We start from the raw sequence: 19,955 nt of genomic DNA, 5'->3' as shown, positions 1-19,955 counted from the left end.
CCTGTATAAGCTCAAATGACATACCATTCTTTGTTAGCCCCAATTCTGAATTTCCTGCATTGCGAAACCCCCGATGGCTGGATTGACGCGGCGCGCCGCGCGGAAAACCTGCCGCTGTTGCTGACCGACCATATGGTTTGCGAACTGAAAGCCGCACAAACCGGCATGTGGTTGATCCGCCGTTATGTGGCGGACAAAGAGAGCGGTGATGCCTTGCTGGCATTGCTGAAGCCCTACGAAGCCTTTGTGCATGAGGAGCAGGGCGTGCCGGAGGCGTTGTTCCGCCAGAGCGCTTTCACCAAAAAGATCCTGCCGAAAAACGGTTCGGCCTACGGGCAGGATCTGGTGGATAAAATGGTGCTGCTGATTAAGGAAGAACTGCATCACTTCTCGCAGGTGTTGGAGATCATGCAAGCGCGGCAGATCCGCTATAAAAAGATCACCGCTAGCCGCTATGCCAAAGGCATGATCCGCGAAGTGCGCACTCACGATCCGGCTACCTTGATCGATAAGCTGATCTGCGGTGCTTATATCGAAGCCCGCTCCTGTGAGCGTTTTGCCAAATTGGCACCGTTTCTCGACGATGAGCTAAACCGGTTTTATGTTTCGTTATTGCGTTCTGAAGCGCGCCATTATCAGGATTACCTGACGCTGGCGCAGCAGATTGCCGAGGGTGATATCAGCGAACGTGTGGCGCATTTTGGCCGCGTTGAAGCCGAACTGATCCAGTCGCCGGATAACGAGTTCCGTTTTCACAGCGGTGTGCCGGTGGGGTGAGAAATTACGCTCTCTCGCCCAAAATCAAATCCGCCGCCTTTTCCGCCAGCATAATGGTTGGGGCGTTGGTGTTGCCGCTGGTGACCTGCGGCATAACCGAGCAGTCCACCACCCGCAGGCGTTCGAAGCCGTGCACGCGCAGCTGCAGATCGGTCACCGAGTCCACTGGCGACTGGCCCATGCGGCAACTGCCCACCGGGTGATAGACCGTCTTGCAGAAGTTACGCACGAACTCCTCTAACTGCACGTCGTCGTTGGTCCACTGTGGTTGCGGCATCAGCAGATCTTTAATCAGCGGTTTAAGGGCGGCGGTTTCTAAGAAACGCAGGCCAAATTTAACGGCGCGAATGCTACCGGCCAGATCGTCCGGGTGGCCAAGGTAGTTGGCCTGTAGCTTGACCGGATCGCTTGGGTTGCGGCTGCGCAGTTGCACTTGGCCGCGTGCTTTGGGCTGCAGATAGCCGACTTTCAGCGTCATGCCGTGGATCGCGGGCAGCGGTTCGCCAGGCACGTCGTCCCAACTGTCCAGCAGCGGGAGGAAGTGGATTTGCACGTCCGGCCGACCATCGCTCAGGCTGTCGGTAAAGGCGGCACCTTCGAGCACGTTGGAGCTCAGCACGCCGCTGCGGAACGCCATCCACTCGGCGCCGTGGCGCAGCGCCTGCCAACCGCGATCGGCACCGAACAAACTGACAGGCTCGCGCATGCTGACGTTGATCGACATATGCAGATGATCGTGGAAGTTCTTGCCCACCGGCAGATCTACCAAGGGCGTAATGCCTAAGGATTCCAGATGTTCGCGGGGACCAATACCGGACAGCATCAGGATCTTCGGTGAACCGACTGCGCCAGCGCTGAGGATCACTTCCTGACTTGCCCGTGCGGTAATTTCGCTGCCGCCGTTCTGGCTGTAAACCACACCGGTCGCCACGTTGTTTTCGAGGGTGACGCGGTGAACCAAGGCATTGAGCTTCACTACCAGCCGTGAGTTATCACGCACCGATTTCAGGTAGGTGCGTGCGGTGCTGGCGCGTTCGCCTTTGTGGGTGGTGGTCTGGTAGAAACCAACGCCATGCTGGCTTTCACCGTTGAAGTCGTTGCGGTAGGGCAGGTTCAGCTCCTGGCCTGCGCGGATAAACGCCATACTGAGCGGATGCCGATAGCGGTTCTCGCTGACCGGCAGCAGCCCGTCATCGCCGTGATAGCCGTCGGACAGGCTCTCGTTGGCCTCGGCGCGTTTAAAGTAGGGCAGGACGTCCTGATAGCTCCAACCGGTGCAACCGAACTTTTCCGCCCAGTCGTCGTAATCCTGCTGTTGACCACGGATGTAGATCATACCGTTCACCGAGCTGCTGCCACCCAGCACTTTGCCTTGGGCGATCTGCATACGGCGGTTGTTGGCATGAGGTTCGGGTTCGGTTTCATACGGCCAGCTTTTTTTGGCGATGATCTTGGCGACGCCAGCGGGCATCTTGATAAACAGATTATTGTCGTCACCCCCTGCCTCCAGCAGCAGAACACGTGCCTGAGTACGGCGGATCAACTGTGCTGCCAGCACGCAGCCCGCTGAGCCTGCGCCGACGATGATGTAATCGAAGGTATTTTCCGACATAAGTGTTCCCTGTGCGTGATGGCTGGTTATTGCAGAGTAGCGCAGCAAAATGGGTGGTCAATTTGTAATCGTTAATTTATTAACGAATATCACAATAATTTTACATTACAGTGTTTTATTCAGTTTATCTGTCTGAAATATAAAAATGTCATGTGGTTTTTTGAATGATATTGATGTTAATGATTTTTTTGTGGGGGAGGGGCGTGGCGTTCATGATGCACATACTCGTTCTGTTCCCCTCACCCCAACCCTCTCCCCGAGGGAGAGGGGGCTGGCAGGGTGCTGTTGTCAGGTGCGGGTGTAAAGCTTTGGCACATTCGGTCTTCTCATTACATATACCCATCCTGTTCCCCTCACCCCACCCCTCTCTCTGAGGGAGAGGGGGCTGGCAGGGTGTTGTTGTCAGGTGCGGGTGTAAAGCTTTGGCTTCTCATTCTGTGGGAGAGAGTTGACGGGGTATTGCCATTAGACACAGAAGTAAGGCTGTGGCACGTTCGGTCCCCTCTCCCTGCGGGAGAGGGTTGGGGTGAGGGGCGGCAGAGGTTACAGCGTTTTCAGCATAGTGACTTCACAGTCGCCGTGGCCGGTACAGCCCATGGCGTGATTGATATGCTCGAAACCAAGGTGCTCATACAGGCCGATCGCCTGTTGCAGGGTGGCGGTAGTTTCTAAATAACAGCGCTGGAACCCCTGTTGGCGGGCAAACTCCAGCGCCTGCAACGCCAGGCGCTTGGCCAGGCCTTTGCCGCGTAACTCCGGCAGGAAATACATTTTCTGTAATTCGCAGACGTCTGCTTCACCGCCCTGCAGTGGCGCAACCCCGCCGCCGCCAGCAACCTGGCCGTCTAGCTCAACCACCCAGTAGGCGCTGCGTGGCTGGCTGTAGATCTGGTATAACGTGTCCAGATGAGGGTCAGAAACGGTGTAACCTTTATCTGCCGTTAAACCGTGCTCGGCAGACACTTCGCGAATGACGTGAGCAATAGCGGCATTATCTTCAGCCGTTATTGGGCGCACCAGAAGACGCACTGGGGTTGCTGTGGTCATATTTTTACTCGCCAATGAGAGAAACCAGGAAGGCTAAGGCATTTTGTTGTTATTACAGAATATGCCGTACTAATACTTTTTAATACCATTTAAGGCCGACTTTTGGCAATGCTGATAAAAAAACAGCGGGGAAATCACCCGCTGTTTTTGATCGGTTTGCTCGGCTATACGGGCAACGTTACAGCGCGGCGATAGTTGCCTGCTGTTCTTGTAGCTTCACTTTGCCTTCCTGGCAGGCGGCCAGGCGCTCGCGCTCTTTGGCGACAACCGCCTCCGGCGCACGGGCGACAAAGCCTTCATTCGACAGCTTGCCTTCGATAGAGGCGATTTCTGCGTCCAGCTTGCCCATCTCTTTGGTCAGGCGGGCGATCTCGGCGTCTTTGTCGATAAAGCCCGCCATCGGGATCAGCAGTTCCGCACCTTCCACCAGTTTGGTGACCGATACCGGGCCTTTCTCACCCGCAGGCAGCAGGCTGAGAGACTCCAAGCGCGCCAGTTTTTCGATAAAGCTCTGGTTTTCCTGCACGCGCCGCTGGGCATCGCCGTTGGCGTTACGCAGCAGCACTTCCAGCATTTTGCTAGGCGCGATGTTCATCTCGGCACGGATGTTACGCACCGCGGTGATTGCCTGCTTGATCCACTCCAGATCGTTCAGCGCCTGCTGATCTTCCCGCGCGGCGTCGTAAGCCGGGAAGGGTTGCAGCATGATGGTGTCTGCCGTTTCGCCGGTCAGTGGCTTAACGCGCTGCCAGATGGTTTCGGTGATAAATGGAATGATCGGGTGCGCCAGGCGCAGCAGTGCTTCCAGCACGGTGATCAACGTATGGCGTGTGCCACGCTGTTCCGCTGCGCTGCCGTTGCTGACCACCGGTTTGGTCAATTCCAAGTACCAGTCGCAGAACTGGTTCCAGGTGAATTCATACAGGATGCCCGCGGCGATATCGAAACGATAGGTATCCAGCGCTTCGCGGTAGGCTTTCACCGTGCGGTTGAATTCAGCCAGGATCCAGCGATCGGCCAGTGAAAGCTGCATCTCGCCACCGTTGAAGCCACAGTCGTGCTCTTCGGTATTCATCAGCACAAAGCGGCTGGCGTTCCACAGCTTGTTACAGAAGTTGCGGTAGCCTTCCAGGCGCTTCATGTCCCAGTTGATATCACGGCCGGTAGAAGCCAGCGCCGCCAGGGTGAAGCGCAGGGCGTCGGTGCCGTGCGGCTCGATGCCGTTCGGGAACTGCTTCTCGGTGCGCTTGCGGATCTTCTCTGCCAACTGCGGCTGCATCATGTTGCCGGTGCGTTTTTCCAGCAGATCTGCCAGCGAGATACCGTCCACCATATCCAGCGGGTCGATCACGTTGCCTTTCGACTTGGACATTTTCTGCCCTTCGTCGTCGCGGATCAGGCCGGTCATGTACACGGTCTTGAACGGCACCTGCGGCTTGCCATTTTCATCTTTGATGAAGTGCATGGTCAGCATGATCATGCGGGCAATCCAGAAGAAGATGATGTCGAAGCCGCTGACCATCACGCTGGTCGGGTGGAAGGTTTTCAGCGCGTCGGTCTGCTCTGGCCAACCCAGCGTGGAGAAGGTCCACAGGCCGGAAGAGAACCAGGTATCCAGCACGTCTTCATCCTGGTTAAGCGCAATGTCTGCACCCAGGTTGTTTTCGCGGCGCACTTCTTCCTCGCTGCGGCCTACGTATACGTTGCCGTTGGCGTCGTACCAGGCCGGAATACGGTGGCCCCACCACAGCTGACGCGAGATACACCAGTCCTGAATGTCGCGCATCCAGCTGAAGTACATGTTTTCATACTGCTTCGGCACGAACTGGATTTCGCCCTGCTCAACCGCTTCTACCGCCACTTTCGCCAGCGGCGCGGTGCGCACGTACCATTGATCGGTGAGCATTGGCTCGATCACCACGCCGCCACGGTCGCCGTAAGGCACGGTCAGATCGTGCGGTTTGATCTCGTCCAGTAGGCCGAGCTCGTCAAAGGCGGCTACCACGGCTTTACGCGCGGCAAAACGCTCCAGGCCGCGGAACTGCGCCGGGATTTCGCTGCTGTAGGCGGTGCTGGCTTCACCCAGGGTATCGAACACTTCTGCTTCCTGGCGGATATCACCGTCGAAAGTCAGAATGTTGATCATCGGCAGGCCGTGGCGCTTGCCCACTTCATAGTCGTTGAAATCGTGCGCCGGGGTGATCTTCACGCAGCCGGTGCCTTTTTCCATATCGGCGTGCTCGTCACCGACGATACGGATGCGGCGGTTAACCAGCGGCAGGATGAGCTCTTTGCCAATCAGATCCTTGTAGCGCGGATCTTCCGGGTTGACCGCCACGCCGGTATCACCCAGCACGGTCTCCGGACGGGTGGTAGCAACCACCAGGTAATCTTTGCCTTCGGCGGTGGTTGCGCCATCGGCCAGCGGGTAACGCAGGTGCCACATGGAACCTTTCGATTCGCGGTTTTCCACTTCCAGATCGGAAATAGCGGTGCGCAGTTTCGGATCCCAGTTCACCAGGCGCTTACCACGGTAGATCAGATCTTCTTTATACAGACGGACAAACACCTCTTTCACCGCGTTGGACAGGCCATCGTCCATGGTGAAGCGTTCGCGCTCCCAATCCACCGAGTTGCCGAGGCGGCGCATCTGGCGGGTGATGGTGCCGCCGGATTCAGCCTTCCACTGCCAGATCTTGTCGATAAAGGCATCGCGGCCGTAATCGTGACGGGTTTTGCCTTCTTCTGCGGCGATCTTGCGCTCAACCACCATTTGGGTGGCGATCCCGGCATGGTCAGTCCCCGCTTGCCACAGGGTGTTTTTACCCTGCATACGCTGATAGCGGATCATGGTGTCCATGATGGTTTGCTGGAACGCGTGGCCCATATGCAGGCTGCCGGTAACGTTCGGCGGCGGGATCATGATGCAGAAACTTTCCTGGCTGGTATCGCCATTCGGTTTGAAATAACCCTGGCTTTCCCAGTGGTCGTAAAGCTTCTGTTCGATCTGTGTTGGGTCGTAGGCGGTATCGAGATGACTGTTTGTCTTTTCCATTGTGCTTCGTTGTTCAGTAAGTTGGCGGCGTGGCCGTGGTCAAATGGAAGCCGACGCTGCGATAGGCTTTGTAACGTTCGCGCGCCAACTGTTTCAAGGTGTCTTCGTAAGGAACGAAGTCTACCACTTCATGGAAAGCAGTAGCAAAATCTGCAAACTGCGGCAGCAAGGCGATCAGCAGATCGCGCGGGGCATTGCCGCGTTTACCGGGCCAGCACAGCTCGACCGGCGCGCCGTAGTTCGGCCCTTCGCCCGCGAGGTTATGCGGCACAAAGTGGTGCGGCTCGCGCTGCCACAGCGCTTCGTCCAGCCGCTGGGCCTGCTCCTGGCTTTCACAGGCGATCAGTACCCGCTGGCCAGCACGCCAGCGTTTGGCGGCAACGGCGCAGGCCAGCGCCTCGTGTGCGCTGAGCGCACCAGCGGGGTCTGGGTGTTCAAGGAGGTAGAACGTTGCCTGTTTCATATACCCTTCATCTTTCAAGCCGCAGCTGTGTTGGCTGCCCTCCCTCACCCCAGTCACTTACTGATGTAAGCTCCTGGGGATTCCTTCGGTTGCCGCCTTGCTGCAACTTGAAAGCTATTGGGTATAAGCCGGGTGCCTGTAAAAAATGCAAGGGCACAGCAAGCTGTGCCCTTGGTAATTATACCTGATTTACCGCGCGGATTTAATCGTCGCCGTTCAGACCTGCTCGATTGAGTAGAAACTGTGCCAGCAGCGCTACCGGGCGGCCGGTGGCCCCTTTATTCTTGCCGGAGCGCCAGGCGGTGCCAGCAATATCCAGGTGTGCCCAACTGTATTTACGGGTAAAGCGCGACAGGAAGCAGCCGGCGGTAATGGCACCACCTGGACGACCACCGATATTGGCCATATCGGCAAAGTTGGAATCCAGTTGCTCGTAGTACTCGTCCGCCAGCGGCAAGCGCCATGCGCGATCGCCAGCCTGTTCGGAAGCGCCGATCAGCTCGTGAGCCAGTGGATTGTGGTTCGACATCAAGCCGGTGAGGTGATGGCCGAGTGCGATCACGCAGGCTCCGGTCAGAGTAGCGATATCAATCACCAGTTCTGGCTCGAAACGCTCCACATAGGTGAGGGTGTCGCACAGCACCAGGCGGCCTTCGGCGTCGGTGTTCAGCACTTCAACCGTTTGGCCAGACATGGTGGTCAGCACGTCTCCTGGGCGATAAGCGCGCCCGCCCGGCATGTTTTCACAGCCTGCCAGCACGCCGATCACGTTCAGCGGCAGGTTCAGTTCCGCCACCACGCGCATCACGCCATACACCGTGGCGGCACCGCACATGTCGTACTTCATCTCGTCCATGCCGTCGGCCGGTTTGATCGAGATACCGCCGGAGTCAAAGGTCAGCCCTTTACCTACCAGCACGATCGGCTTAGCGTCAGGGTTGGGATTGCCTCTATATTCCATCACGGACATCAATGATTCGTTTTGCGAACCGGCACCGACCGCCAGATAAGCGTTCATCCCCAGCTCTTTCATCTGCTGTTCACCGATAACGCGGGTGGTGATGTGGCTGCTGAAGGCATCCGCCAACTGACGTGCCTGTGATGCCAGATACCCGGCGTTACAGATATTCGGTGGCATATTGCCGAGATCTTTGGCAGCTTTGATGCCGGAAGCGACAGCCAGACCGTGCTGGATGGCACGTTCGCCGCTGGTGAGTTCGCGGCGCGTTGGCACGTTGAACACCATTTTACGCAGCGGGCGGCGTGGCTCTACTTTGTTGCTTTTCAACTGATCGAAGGTGTAGAGCGTTTCTTTGGCGGTTTCAATCGCCTGGCGCACCTTCCAGTAAGTGTTACGGCCTTTGACGTGCAGTTCGGTCAGGAAGCAGACGGCTTCCATGGAGCCGGTATCGTTAAGGGTATTGATGGTTTTCTGAATCACCTGCTTATACTGGCGTTCATCGAGCTCGCGCTCTTTGCCACAGCCGATGAGCAGGATGCGTTCGGAGAGAATGTTCGGCACATGGTGCAGCAGCAATGTCTGCCCGACTTTGCCTTCCAGTTCGCCACGGCGCAGCAATGCGCTGATATAACCATCACTGATTTTGTCGAGTTGTTCTGCGATAGGTGATAGGCGGCGCGGTTCGAAAACGCCGACGACAATACAGGCGCTACGCTGTTTTTCCGGGCTACCGCTTTTTACACTGAACTCCATGCACTACTCCTGAATCTTAAAGACAACGGCGGTAGCTACGGCTAGAATGAACCACTTCGTAACGTGCTGCCGTCATTGAGTTAACTGATGATGTTAACCTGAACTGCGTAAATGTTCTGTTTTGGCGACTATAGGGCTGTTCCTACAGGGCACCCAAACGGCTTGATGTATTAATACTATTTTAGCTGTGAAAGGTTGCCACATGATGATAAAAAATGGCGGATTAGCGATGAAACTAGCGATTTTCCTGCAAAAAGACAAGTTTTCACAGGCGTAATAAGCGTGATCATCATTAGATATCTGGTACGGGAAACGCTGAAGAGCCAAATTGCCATCCTGTTTATCCTGCTCCTGATCTTTTTTTGTCAGAATCTGGTCAGGGTGTTAGGCGATGCGGTCAACGGTAATATCCCGACAAACTTAGTATTATCCCTGCTTGCATTAGGTGTACCAAAGATGGTGCAACTGATCCTGCCTTTAAGCCTGTTTCTTGGCATTTTGATGACGCTTGGGCGGTTGTATACCGAAAGCGAAATCACCGTGATGCATGCTTGCGGCCTGGGAAAACGGACCCTGATCATTGCCGCTATGGTGTTAGCGCTTTTCACTTCTGTTCTGGCGGCGGTGAACGTGTTCTGGTTGGGGCCATGGGCCTCTAGCCAACAGGATGGCGTGATTGCGGAAGCCAAAGCCAACCCCAGCATTGCCGGGCTGGCGGAAGGGCAGTTCCGGCCTTCGCAGGACGGTAACGCCGTGCTGTTTGTCGGTAATGTGAAAGGGAACACTTTCGATGATGTGTTCCTGGCGCAGTTGCGCCCGAGCGGTAACAAGCGGCCTTCGGTGGTGGTGGCAGAGCATGGTGTGATCAACCAGAACCGCGATGGTTCACAGGTAGTGACGTTGGACAAAGGCACCCGTTTTGAGGGCACCGCCCTGCTGCGTGATTTCCGGATTACGGATTTCAATGATTACAAGGCGGTGATCGGCCACCGTTCGGTCACGCTGGATAACACCCAGACCGAGCAGTTGTCGATGCGTACGCTGTGGGAGTCATCCGATCCGGATGCCAACGCCGAGTTCCATTGGCGCCTGACGCTGGTGGTTTCTGTGATACTGATGGCGCTGCTGGTGGTGCCGTTGAGCGTGGTGAACCCTCGTCAGGGCCGGGTGCTCAGCATGCTGCCAGCCATCTTGCTCTATCTTATCTTCTTCCTGGTGCAGACATCGCTGCGTTCCAACGGCGGTAAAGGCAAACTGGATCCAATGCTGTGGATGTGGGGGGTGAACGTGGCCTACCTGTTGATGGCGCTGGTGCTGAATTTGTGGGACACCGTCCCTGCGCGCAGACTGCGTGAACGCCTGAAAGGAGCGGCCTGATGTTTGGTGTATTAGACCGTTATATCGGTAAAACGATTTTCAATACCATCATGATGACGCTGTTCATGCTGGTATCGCTTTCCGGCATCATCAAGTTCGTTGAGCAGTTGCGTAAGGTGGGCCAGGGCGACTACACGGCGCTGGGGGCGGGGGTATTTACTCTGCTCAGCGTACCGACAGATATTGAGCTTTTTTTTCCGATGGCGGCGTTGCTGGGGGCTCTGCTGGGCTTAGGGACGCTGGCCACGCGCAGCGAACTGGTGGTGATGCAGGCCGCAGGCTTCACCCGCTTACAGATCGCCGGTTCGGTGATGAAAACCGCCATTCCGCTGGTGTTGCTGACCATGGCGATTGGCGAGTGGGTGGCACCGCAGGGTGAGCAGATGGCGCGTAACTATCGTGCGCAGCAGATGTACGGTGGTTCGCTGCTGTCTACCAAAAGCGGCTTATGGGCGAAAGACGGCAATGATTTCATCTACATCGAGCGCGTTTCTGGTGACACAGAGCTGTCTGGGGTGAATATCTATCACTTTAACGATCAGCGCAGGCTGGAGAAAGTTCGCTATGCCGCCAGTGCCAACTTTGAAGACGGTGAGTGGAAACTTTCACAGGTGGATACGTCCGATCTGACCAACCCTAAGCAGGTGACGGGCACCCAGACGCTGGCCGGCGTCTGGAAAACCAACCTGACGCCGGACAAGCTGGGGGTGGTGGCGTTAGATCCGGAATCGCTTTCGATCAGCGGGTTGCACAACTATGTGAGATACCTGAAGCAGAGCGGCCAGGAGGCCAACCGTTATCAGTTGAATATGTGGAGCAAAATCTTCTCGCCGCTCTCCGTGGCGGTGATGATGCTGATGGCGCTGTCGTTTATCTTCGGCCCGTTGCGCAGCGTGCCGATGGGGCTCCGTGTGGTGACCGGTATCAGCTTTGGTTTCCTGTTCTACGTGCTGGATCAGATCTTTGGGCCGCTGAGCCTGGTCTACAGTATGCCGCCGATATTGGGGGCGCTGTTGCCGAGCCTGCTGTTCCTGCTGCTTAGCATATATATGCTGCTGAAGCGCAGATAGCCCTATCCATATCGCTTGGTGAAGAGCGAGCAATGCCAGTCAGTTAAGTCACTGACTGGCATTTTTTATTTCTATCACAGAGAGATAAATGAACAGAGTGGGGGAAAGCTCCCCACTCGTTGAGCGTTTAAAGGGCGGATGCGGCGGAAGGGAATAGCGCAAATGCCTGGCTGCAATCATAGGGCGCTTCTGCACTTTCTGCTGGTGCATCACGGTTATCCAGCACCTCAAACTCCGGTGCACCGTTTTCCACTGCGGCCAGCAGCAGGCTGGCAAAGGATACCGGGCCTGGCCCCATGGTGATCTGGGCATAAGACGGCGATGCTGGTATTTTCCCCAAGGCTTTATTGGCTAACTGCGGTGCGCTGTCAAACACCGTGTTATTGAGCACGATATTCTTCAGCGGCAGGTCTTGCCCATCGGAACTGAAGCCTCGCAAGGTCACCCGAACGTTGTCGCCGTTATAAATGGAATTCGCTGTATCCACATAGTGGTAATTCTTGATGGTGATATCGTGAATATCCGGGTAAGCCTGGCCGGTTTTGCTGCTGTAATAGGTATCGATAGTCAGCGCTTCCTGGGCGCGGCGGATGCATACGCCATCATAGCTGACGTTTTTCACCTCTCCCCCGACGCTCATATCCGTTTTGATACGCACGCCCACGGCAAAGGCAGCATCATGACCGTCGATCGTCAGATCGCGGATTTCCACATCTTTGATCGCACAGTCGGTTTCGCTGCCGATCGACATCCCGTGGGTAAAATAGAGCCGGTTATGCAGGATCTTAACGTTGCTGACGGTGTAAATCGGCAACAGCCCCAGATACTTATCAGCAATTGGCGCAACGCAGGCGCTGCTGTTGTGGGACTTGATGGCAACACCATCATCACCCGTGCTGATATGGTTATAGGCGATCAACACGTTTTGTGATTGACCAGGATCGATCGCATCGGTGTTTTTGGTGGTATCCGGGGTAAAGCAAGTGCTGGCCCGGGTATAGTTGGGGGAGCCCGACGTTGTCGGTGTGGTGCCTTCCGGGCAGTCATAACCCGGCACCGTATAGGCCAGTGACGGGGTTAACACCTTCACACCCCAAACGGTGACCCCATTCACCCCACTAGGGACAAAGTGGAATTTGGGCGCATTTTGCAACGTGATCTTGTACAGAGTGAAGTTTTTGCTGGTCGGTTTGGCGGAGTTCTTGTTGGTGACCTGAATCAAGCGCGGGTTGTTCTGGTTGGCACCTGAAACCGTCTTGGTGAGTGCGCCAACGTCCCACCAGGTGAGGGTATTGGCATATTTCCCCGTGGTGATGACTGCACCGCCGCGCCCATCGATAATCCCTTCGCCAACTACGCCACTGTTCACCGCGTCGGTGGCGGTAATCAGTGCGTTACAGCCATTATCGGAGCTGGCGGTTTCACCGCAGTTATTTTTATCGGCAATCTGATAATCTGCCGGGCTGCGTGAGGCAAACAGGGTAACACCCTGATCCACCCACAGCGTCACGCCACTTTTTAGCGTCAGTGGGCCGCTCAGGAACGCATTTTCCCCATTGCTGCCGGCAATCAGCTTAACGGCGCCGCTGCTGCAGGCGTTGATGGCTGCCTGAATACGGCTGGCATCGGGCTGCGAGTTATCGGGATCGGCGTCGATAGCGTCATCCAACAGCCCTTTAGCGTTCTGCGTCAACTCGGCCGGGAGCGTTTGACAGACCGTGGGTATGACCGGCTCTTTGCCGACCAGCTCGGGATCGTTAAGCGCTGCGGCGGGCCAACTGCCACTGCGATCTGCCGGTGTCACGGGTTCAACGGGGTCAACAGGCGCGACGGGTTCAACAGGATCAACGGGGGCGACAGGCTCTGAAGGGTCTACGGGAGTGACCGGCTCAACCGGTACAGCAGGATCAATAGGGTTAACGGGGCTAATGGGTTCGGTTGGTGGGGCGGGATTGGTTGCTGAAGCGGTAGCACTCTCCGAGTTATCGCACCCCGTCAGGGTAACAAGAAAAGTAACTATAAAAAATAATGACTTAATATTCATTTTTATATCTTCCCTCATAATGAAACAACGTTCCAGAATGAGATATTGCTCCTGCAATATGCGCGATTGCAACGACTAATTGATATAAATATTTACTCAGAGCAGGGAATGCCGGACGTGAGTAATAGCGCCCGGCGAGTGGCAGTTACAGCCACCAATCCAGGATCAGGATACCGCATAGGCTGATCGCCCAGGCGATGGTGGTGGGCACCGACCAGACCATCATCTGTAGCTTGACGTCTTTGATCCCCATCATACGGTTCACCACCCAGAACATGCTGTCATTAAAGTAGCTGAAAAACAGCGCGCCCATGGTTGCCGCCTGCGCGGCAGCGAGCATATTCACTCCGGGCAACTGGCTGACGATTGGGGCAGAAATAGATGCGGCGGTGATCATGGCTACCGTACCTGAACCTTGTATCAGCCTGACAAGCGTTGCGATGAAAAAGGGAATCAGTACCGGCGTCAGCGGCAGGTTGGCGACATGCTGAGCCAACAAGGTTCCAGTGCCGCTTTCGCGCAACACCGCCCCGAGTGCGCCGCCCGCACCGGTGACCAGCAGGATGATCCCTGCGGTCTGCAACCCTTCCTCTAGCCGTTCCAGCGTGTCGTGCTTATCGACCTTGGGCATCAGGGTGTAGACCGCCAGCAACACGCTGATTGTCAATGCGATAATCGGCGAACCCAGAAAGGCGAACGCCTGCCCCCAGAGGCTCTCGCTCAGCCAGACCATATCCTCGGCTTTTGCCAGCATATTGTTCACCGCGTTGATAAAGATCAGCACGATGGGGGCGACGATCGGCAGCAGTGATAACGTTAGGCTAGGCAGTGCCTTCGCTTCTTTTTCAGCCAGATAACGCTGGTGGGCGGCGTGCCGATCCTCTGGCGCGTCATCCCGGTTTTCCGGTTCGAAATCCGGGTAGCGGCTGCCAAGCCAACGGGCATAGATAACCACGCCGATCACGCAAGGAATGGCTAAGACCAGGCCTGCCATCATCATGGCACCAATATCAACCCCGAAGATTGCTGCTACCCCTAATGGGCCAGGAGTCGGGGGCACGGCGTGGTGGGTAAGGATCAGCCCGCCCGCCAGCGCCACCCCCAACGTCAGCAGATTGCGTTGGCCTTTTTTGGCCAGCGCCTTTACCAGCGGATAAAGAATGACGAAGGCAGAATCGACAAAAATCGGGATGCTGACGATATAGCCGGTAATCGCCAAAGCCCATTCTTCGCGCCTTTTACCCAGCCATTTAATGAAGCTGTAGGCGATCTGTTCCGCTGCGCCAGAGACTTCCAGCACGCGGCCCATCATCACGCCTAAGCCGATAACAATCCCGATGCTGCCGAGCGTGCTGCCGAACCCTTTGCTGATGGTATCGACCGTCTGTACTGCCGTCAGCCCGCCGGAAATACCGGCGATCGAGGCGGCTATCAGCATGGCAATCAGTGCGTGAACCCGGGTGCACAGCACCAGAAAAACCAGCACGAATACGGCCACTGCCAGGCCGATGATGGGGGTATAAAGCGCCATAATCAGCTCCCCGCCTGCAACATGTCATCGCGCATAAAAGCGCTGATGATCTGCTGGAAGTCTTCATCGACAGAGAACCCTAACGCCAGCGCACGGCGAACGTCGAAGTGACCCGGCCAACTGGCGACGATCCGATTGATAGTGGCATCCGGCACAAAACTCACCCGCGCACGGGCCTGCTCACCGGCCACCGCGCCCAGCGCGTGCAACATCTGTTGAACGGTGACGCTGATGCCGGGCAGGTTAACGGTACGAGAGGTACCGAACTGCGCGGCAGAAAGCTGAGCGGCATGAATAAAGTTATCGATCACGGTACCGGGGCTTGATAACCACAGGGCCAGATCGGGGGAAACCGGGCAAATCGACGATTCGCCATGAAGCGGTTCACGGATGATGCCGCTGGCAAACGACGAGGCCGCTTTATTTGGCTTGCCGGGGCGCACGCTGATGGTCGGCAGGCGCAATACTCGCCCGTCAACAAACCCTTTACGTGAGTAGTCGTTGATCAGCAGTTCACACAGGGCCTTTTGCGTGCCGTAGGAGGATTGCGGCAGTACAGCGCAATCATCGCTGACCATCGGCGGGAGCTGGCCGCCAAACACCGCCAGCGAACTGGTGAAGATAAACTTCATTGCCGGAGCATGATGCCGCGCGGCTTCTAATAGCTGGCGAGTGGCGTCGAAGTTGACCTGCATACCGAGATCGAAATCGCTTTCTGCATGGCTGCTGACGATGGCGGCCAGGTGGAACAGCACGCTGCAGTGCTTATCAATAAGCTGGCTGGCGGCACCGGGCTGCGTCAGATCCAGCGCCAGGCAGCGCACGCGCGGATCGTCCACTGGCGCGTTGGGCCGCTGGATATCTGCCAGAATCAATTCACGGAAGGGCAGCACATTCTCCCGCAGTAATGCGGTAGCTAAACGCTGACCCAGAAAACCTGCTCCACCGGTAATGATGACCTTCATGGTGTTGTCCTTTCCCTATAGGGAGGTTGTTGTTATCAGAGGTTGATGTTGTGCAGCCGCAAACCGCGTTCTTTAAGCTGTTGCAGTGCATCCGGCGGCAGCGCGGCATCGCAGACGATGTCGTCGAGCGCCGTTAAGGGGCAGACGCGGAACATGCCGTACTTGCCATATTTACTGCTGTCGGAGACCAGCACTTTGCGCCGAGCCACGTCCAGCAGTGCCTGTTTCACCAGGACTTTTTCTTCATGGGGTGTAGAAAGACCATGCTCCAGATCCCAGGAACTGGTGCTGATAAAGGCGATATCGATATTCAGGGTGCGCAGCAGCATCGCGGCGCTGCTGCCTGCACAGGAAAAATTGCGTTGATCAACACGCCCGCCGGTATGAAACAGGTTGAGCTGCGGGCGATTCATCAGGTGCTGGATAATGGAAAAGTCATTGGTGACGACGGTCAGATTGAAGCGTTCCGCCAAATGGCGGGCGATCTCGAAGCTGGTGGTGCCGGCATCCAGATAAACGACCTGGCCATCTTCCACCATTGCGGCGGCATACTTGCCGATGGCCCGTTTCTGGCGGTGATGAAGCTGGGCTTTTTCTTTATAAGCCAGCTCCTGACGCAGCGCGTCGCTAAGGCGCACACCACCGCTGACGCTGATCACTTTGCCTTCTTCTTCCAGTTGATGAATATCGCGCCGAACAGTCATGTGTGAAACGCTCATCAGCTCTGCCAGCGCCACAATGGTGACCAACTGATATTCATGTACATGGCGATAGATAAAATCGCGACGTTCCGATGGGATCATGTTCTCTCCTCGGCAGCGGCGGGCTGGAGCGATGTTGCTGCGCAATGGCTGTTATTTTTTGTTATGGAAGTTAATGTTTAATCATTTTGTTTAACAAATAAACGATGGCTATCACAGAAGCTTAGGGCGGGGTTTTTAATAAAAAAGTTTATATTCAATATGTTAAATGGTTATCTGGCACTTCCTCGGGTCACATAAAGCTGTGATGAATAATGTGATGTGTAACAGCAAGGCGTCATGCCGCGCCGGTTGCGCGGTGAGGATGATTGCCGGCCTTCAGCGTTTGGCAACGGCATTGTTGTTACCCACGGCATTCTTTCGGTTGGTGAACGTACAAGCAAAATGGGGGTGATAAATAAGCAGAGAGTGCAGAGAAAGCCACCGGGTGACGTTTTTTTCAACATTCAACTCATTGAATGCTTGATAAGTGTTGCGTGCGAGAAGCGGGAAGGTATAATGCCCACGTTTTCCGCATACTGCTTCCTGTGCCGAAGTGGCGAAATCGGTAGACGCAGTTGATTCAAAATCAACCGTTGAAAGACGTGCCGGTTCGAGTCCGGCCTTCGGCACCATAGTATGAAATTAAGTCACCTTAGGGTGGCTTTTTTTATGTCCATAATCCTCCATTAACGTCCATATCTTATTGTTAAATAACGTATTTAATACGCCATTGCACTTCCCTGAGCTGTCTACTTTATCCACGGTGGTCTTTTTTCGTCCATTGACATCCAGATGATTTGGGGGTCAAGATGAGGGTCAACCCACTTCGATAATGAGTTGACCCCCAATTATGGCCCTGACAGACGTTGTAGCTAGAACCGCCAAGCCTCGCGAGAAAGCCTACAAACTCGCGGATGCGCATGGCCTGTATCTTTTGGTAAATCCTAACGGCTCTAAGCGCTGGTATCTCAAGTACCGTTTTGCCGGTAAGGAGAGCCGGATTGCTTTTGGTGCCTATCCGCTGATCTCGTTGGCCAAGGCCAGAGAGAAGCGCGATGAGGTACGGCTGTTGTTAGCCGATGGCATCAACCCGGCAGAAAAACGGGAAGTAGAAAAAGAAGAAGCGCAGGTTGCGCTGAATACCTTCGAAAAAGTGGCGCATGACTGGTTCCAGCAAATTAGTCAGAATCGCTGGTCAAAAACGCATGCTGAAAGGGTATGGCGTGACATGGAACGCAATATTCTGCCGGCGATAGGGCAGCGCCACATTGCTGACCTGAAAGCCAAAGACTTGCTTGAGCCGTTGAAAGTGGTGGAGCAAAACGGCCATCTCGATTTGGCGTCACGGCTGCGTCAGCGGGTGACCGATATAATGCGCTACGCCGTACAGAACGATCTGATAGAGCGTAATCCCGCCCAAGATCTCTCTGGGGCGTTAGCTTCGCCAAAAGCCACCCATCGACCTGCTTTGAAACTGGAGAGGTTACCGGATTTTCTGGCAAGGATTGAGCACTATAAAGGGCGGACGTTGACCACCTTAGCCTTAAAGTTAACGCTATGTGTCTTTATCCGCTCCAGCGAACTGCGCTTTGCCCGTTGGACTGAAATCGACTTTAAACGTGCTATGTGGACCATACCGGCTGAACGTGAAGCGATACCGGGTGTAAAACACTCTCAACGTGGGGCAAAAATGCGTACCGAGCATTTGGTGCCTTTATCCCGGCAGGCTTTAGCACTGTTGGAAGAGATCAAGGCGATTAGCGGCAACCATGAGCTTATTTTCCCTGGCGATCATCGTCCTACCAAACCCATGAGTGAAAATACCGTCAATAATGCATTGCGCGTCATGGGATATAACACCACAACTGAGTTGTGCGGGCATGGTTTCCGCACCATGGCCTGTAGCGCACTGGTTGAGTCTGGGCAGTGGTCAAAGGACGCAGTAGAGCGGCAAATGAGCCACCAGGAACGCAATAGCGTGCGGGCGGCTTATATCCATAAGGCTGAACACATCGAAGAACGTAAGCTGATGCTGCAATGGTGGGCGGATTATCTGGATGCGAACCGCAAGGCGCATGTGGTGCCATATGAGTTTAGGAATTAAATTAAAAGGTTGAAAAAATCAAATACCTTACTTTTTCAACCATATAAGAACGATAAGAGGTTAGCGAGATTCCTATTCGTTATCCCGCTGACTCTCTTCAAGCATTAGCTTTATGTTTTTGATTTTTGATTTGGTTAAGCTTGCTTTCCAAATGTACACTCCAAATATTATGCAAGGCACAAATATAATTAATAAGAGCAAGAAAATGTGAGGTTTTATTTCATCATGAAAAATTGAATATGTAACTATGAAACTACTCTGAGATATTATCATGATTGAAATTACTCGAGTGAATAACCAATCAAATAGCCAAAATGTCCATCCGGTGTCGAGTGTAAGCTTCCCATTTTTATTATTTATATATTGACTTGATTTTTCGAAGAATTTAACAGGAAGATCCTGCTTCTTTATAATCTCGAACAATGGAATTACCTTGTTAACATTCCTTATGTTTGTTAATTTCCGCAATGCTAGTTTCCGTTGCTCTTGCTCTATTTTCTTTTTATCATCATCATGTAATGATGTAAATTTTAATAGATCCTCAAGATATTTTATTTTCTTTGTGCGTAGATGCTCAATAATATTTAATGTTTCTTTCGGTGAGCTGAAAATAACTTTGAGAAACCAAAGAGCTAAAATTAATATTACAATGTCTGCGCTTAATTTATTTTCCATTACTGAATTAACAAAATCCATTTCTGCTATCATTTTTATTAAATTCCCTTAATAAGTTTATACTCCTAAAGAATGCTTCTCTCTGCTATTAACCTTAAAATAATATTAAACAGTTCGCGATTTATAATACGCAAGTATCATATCCGCCAGATCGTCTTCCACCGCATAGAAATAGCAGGCTGGAATATCCAGAACTGATGCTAACCGGCAGGCTAGCTCAAAGTCTGGCGTGTGCGTACCGCGCTCATATTGATTCATACGGGCGCTGGCTGTCGCCTCATCTATCCCAGCAAGGATACCCAGGCGTTCCTGTGACAAACCAGCCTTTAAACGTGCAGCTTTTAAGCGATGAGGCAACATAAGAATCCTGATTTTTAACGTGACTTGTCGCGATTCTCATCTTTGCGCCTTGAAAATATACTAAGTAATCCTTAGTATTTAGGGTGTACGTTTACTTGAGATCTTAACGGGAGCAGGTATGACACCACAAAAAGATTGGCATCAGGCAGATATCATTGCCGCATTACGGAAAAGAGGGACCACTATGTCAGCGTTATCACGTGCGGCAGGGCTAAGCTCGTCAACACTCGGCAATGTTCTTTCTCGCCCATGGCCGAAAGGGGAATGGCTTGTGGCAAACGCACTTGAAATACACCCTGCGGAGATCTGGCCCAGTCGTTATTTTGATGATTCGGGGAGATTACTTGATAGAAAGGCCAGAGTAGAAAAGGGGGAATGATAGGTGAGCGATCAGAAAGAGTTTCCCCCACTTTATCCC

The 19,955-nt window shown here is 54.2% G+C and carries 16 protein-coding genes and 1 tRNA gene; 6 read left to right on the top strand and 11 right to left on the bottom strand.

The genetic code is table 11. The features are described 5' to 3' along the window. Positions 1–15 precede the first annotated feature (15 nt). On the top strand, positions 16–777 hold the full coding sequence (gene miaE, locus BMI79_RS15040) for a tRNA isopentenyl-2-thiomethyl-A-37 hydroxylase MiaE (RefSeq protein WP_076942953.1): 762 nt from the start codon (positions 16–18) through the stop codon (positions 775–777). A gap of 4 nt (positions 778–781) precedes the next feature. Here miaE and BMI79_RS15035 read toward each other — a convergent pair whose 3' ends face one another. From BMI79_RS15035 to pepA, 5 genes are all read right to left on the bottom strand, one after another. Beyond that, positions 782–2,389: a GMC family oxidoreductase gene (locus tag BMI79_RS15035; protein ID WP_076942952.1), complete on the bottom strand. Its 1,608-nt coding sequence runs from the start codon at positions 2,387–2,389 to the stop codon at positions 782–784. Positions 2,390–2,932: 543 nt separating this feature from the next. Then, positions 2,933–3,436, bottom strand: a complete 504-nt coding sequence (locus BMI79_RS15030; protein ID WP_076942951.1) for a GNAT family N-acetyltransferase — start codon at positions 3,434–3,436, stop codon at positions 2,933–2,935. A gap of 178 nt (positions 3,437–3,614) precedes the next feature. Further along, positions 3,615–6,491, bottom strand: a complete 2,877-nt coding sequence (locus BMI79_RS15025) for a valine--tRNA ligase (protein WP_076942950.1) — start codon at positions 6,489–6,491, stop codon at positions 3,615–3,617. 13 nt (positions 6,492–6,504) lie between these two features. Further along, complete coding sequence (locus BMI79_RS15020; protein ID WP_076942949.1) at positions 6,505–6,954, bottom strand: DNA polymerase III subunit chi; 450 nt, start codon at positions 6,952–6,954, stop codon at positions 6,505–6,507. Positions 6,955–7,156: 202 nt separating this feature from the next. Then, positions 7,157–8,668, bottom strand: a complete 1,512-nt coding sequence (pepA, locus tag BMI79_RS15010; protein WP_076942947.1) for a leucyl aminopeptidase — start codon at positions 8,666–8,668, stop codon at positions 7,157–7,159. Positions 8,669–8,950: 282 nt separating this feature from the next. Between pepA and lptF the strand changes: the two genes are divergently transcribed. Further along, positions 8,951–10,045: an LPS export ABC transporter permease LptF gene (gene lptF, locus BMI79_RS15005; RefSeq protein WP_076942946.1), complete on the top strand. Its 1,095-nt coding sequence runs from the start codon at positions 8,951–8,953 to the stop codon at positions 10,043–10,045. Beyond that, positions 10,045–11,115: an LPS export ABC transporter permease LptG gene (lptG, locus tag BMI79_RS15000; protein WP_076942945.1), complete on the top strand. Its 1,071-nt coding sequence runs from the start codon at positions 10,045–10,047 to the stop codon at positions 11,113–11,115. The genes lptF and lptG overlap by 1 nt, the downstream gene beginning before the upstream one ends. A 127-nt stretch (positions 11,116–11,242) precedes the next feature. On the opposite strand, the gene BMI79_RS14995 is transcribed toward lptG, so the two are convergent. The 4 genes from BMI79_RS14995 to BMI79_RS14975 all read right to left on the bottom strand — a co-directional run bounded on the left by BMI79_RS14995 (position 11,243) and on the right by BMI79_RS14975 (position 16,458). Beyond that, positions 11,243–13,159, bottom strand: coding sequence for a glycoside hydrolase family 28 protein (locus BMI79_RS14995; protein WP_279626679.1), 1,917 nt, complete (start codon positions 13,157–13,159; stop codon positions 11,243–11,245). Positions 13,160–13,304: 145 nt separating this feature from the next. Then, entirely contained in the window at positions 13,305–14,690 is a 1,386-nt protein-coding gene (locus BMI79_RS14985; protein ID WP_076942943.1) for a GntP family permease, read from the bottom strand. Positions 14,691–14,692: 2 nt separating this feature from the next. Further along, the gene (gene denD / locus BMI79_RS14980; RefSeq protein ID WP_076942942.1) at positions 14,693–15,655 is read right to left on the bottom strand and encodes a D-erythronate dehydrogenase; all 963 of its coding nucleotides are present in this window, start codon (positions 15,653–15,655) and stop codon (positions 14,693–14,695) included. A 35-nt stretch (positions 15,656–15,690) separates the two neighbouring features. Then, positions 15,691–16,458 (bottom strand): DeoR/GlpR family DNA-binding transcription regulator, encoded by a 768-nt coding sequence (locus tag BMI79_RS14975; RefSeq protein WP_076942941.1) that lies wholly within the window; start codon positions 16,456–16,458, stop codon positions 15,691–15,693. 487 nt (positions 16,459–16,945) lie between these two features. On the opposite strand from BMI79_RS14975, the gene BMI79_RS14970 reads away from it, so the two are divergent. Together BMI79_RS14970 and BMI79_RS14965 are read left to right on the top strand one after the other, a co-directional pair. Continuing rightward, positions 16,946–17,030 (top strand) — tRNA-Leu (locus BMI79_RS14970). 218 nt (positions 17,031–17,248) lie between these two features. After that, positions 17,249–18,502: a tyrosine-type recombinase/integrase gene (locus tag BMI79_RS14965; protein ID WP_076942940.1), complete on the top strand. Its 1,254-nt coding sequence runs from the start codon at positions 17,249–17,251 to the stop codon at positions 18,500–18,502. Positions 18,503–18,574: 72 nt separating this feature from the next. On the opposite strand, the gene BMI79_RS14960 is transcribed toward BMI79_RS14965, so the two are convergent. Both BMI79_RS14960 and BMI79_RS14955 read right to left on the bottom strand, forming a co-directional pair. Next, positions 18,575–19,210: a hypothetical protein gene (locus BMI79_RS14960; protein WP_076942939.1), complete on the bottom strand. Its 636-nt coding sequence runs from the start codon at positions 19,208–19,210 to the stop codon at positions 18,575–18,577. Positions 19,211–19,282: 72 nt separating this feature from the next. Then, a complete protein-coding gene (locus BMI79_RS14955) occupies positions 19,283–19,537 on the bottom strand; it encodes a helix-turn-helix transcriptional regulator (protein ID WP_076942938.1) in 255 nt (84 codons plus the stop codon). A 118-nt stretch (positions 19,538–19,655) separates the two neighbouring features. Here BMI79_RS14955 and BMI79_RS14950 point away from each other — a divergent pair, with 118 nt between their 5' ends. After that, positions 19,656–19,916, top strand: a complete 261-nt coding sequence (locus BMI79_RS14950) for a helix-turn-helix domain-containing protein (RefSeq protein ID WP_076942937.1) — start codon at positions 19,656–19,658, stop codon at positions 19,914–19,916. The last annotated feature ends 39 nt before the right edge of the window (positions 19,917–19,955 follow it).

The sequence above is a fragment of the Serratia oryzae genome (assembly GCF_001976145.1).
Taxonomy (GTDB): Bacteria; Pseudomonadota; Gammaproteobacteria; order Enterobacterales; family Enterobacteriaceae; genus Chania; species Chania oryzae.
The sequence above is the reverse complement of the archived record's forward strand: the minus strand, read 5'-3'. Positions and strand labels throughout refer to the sequence as shown.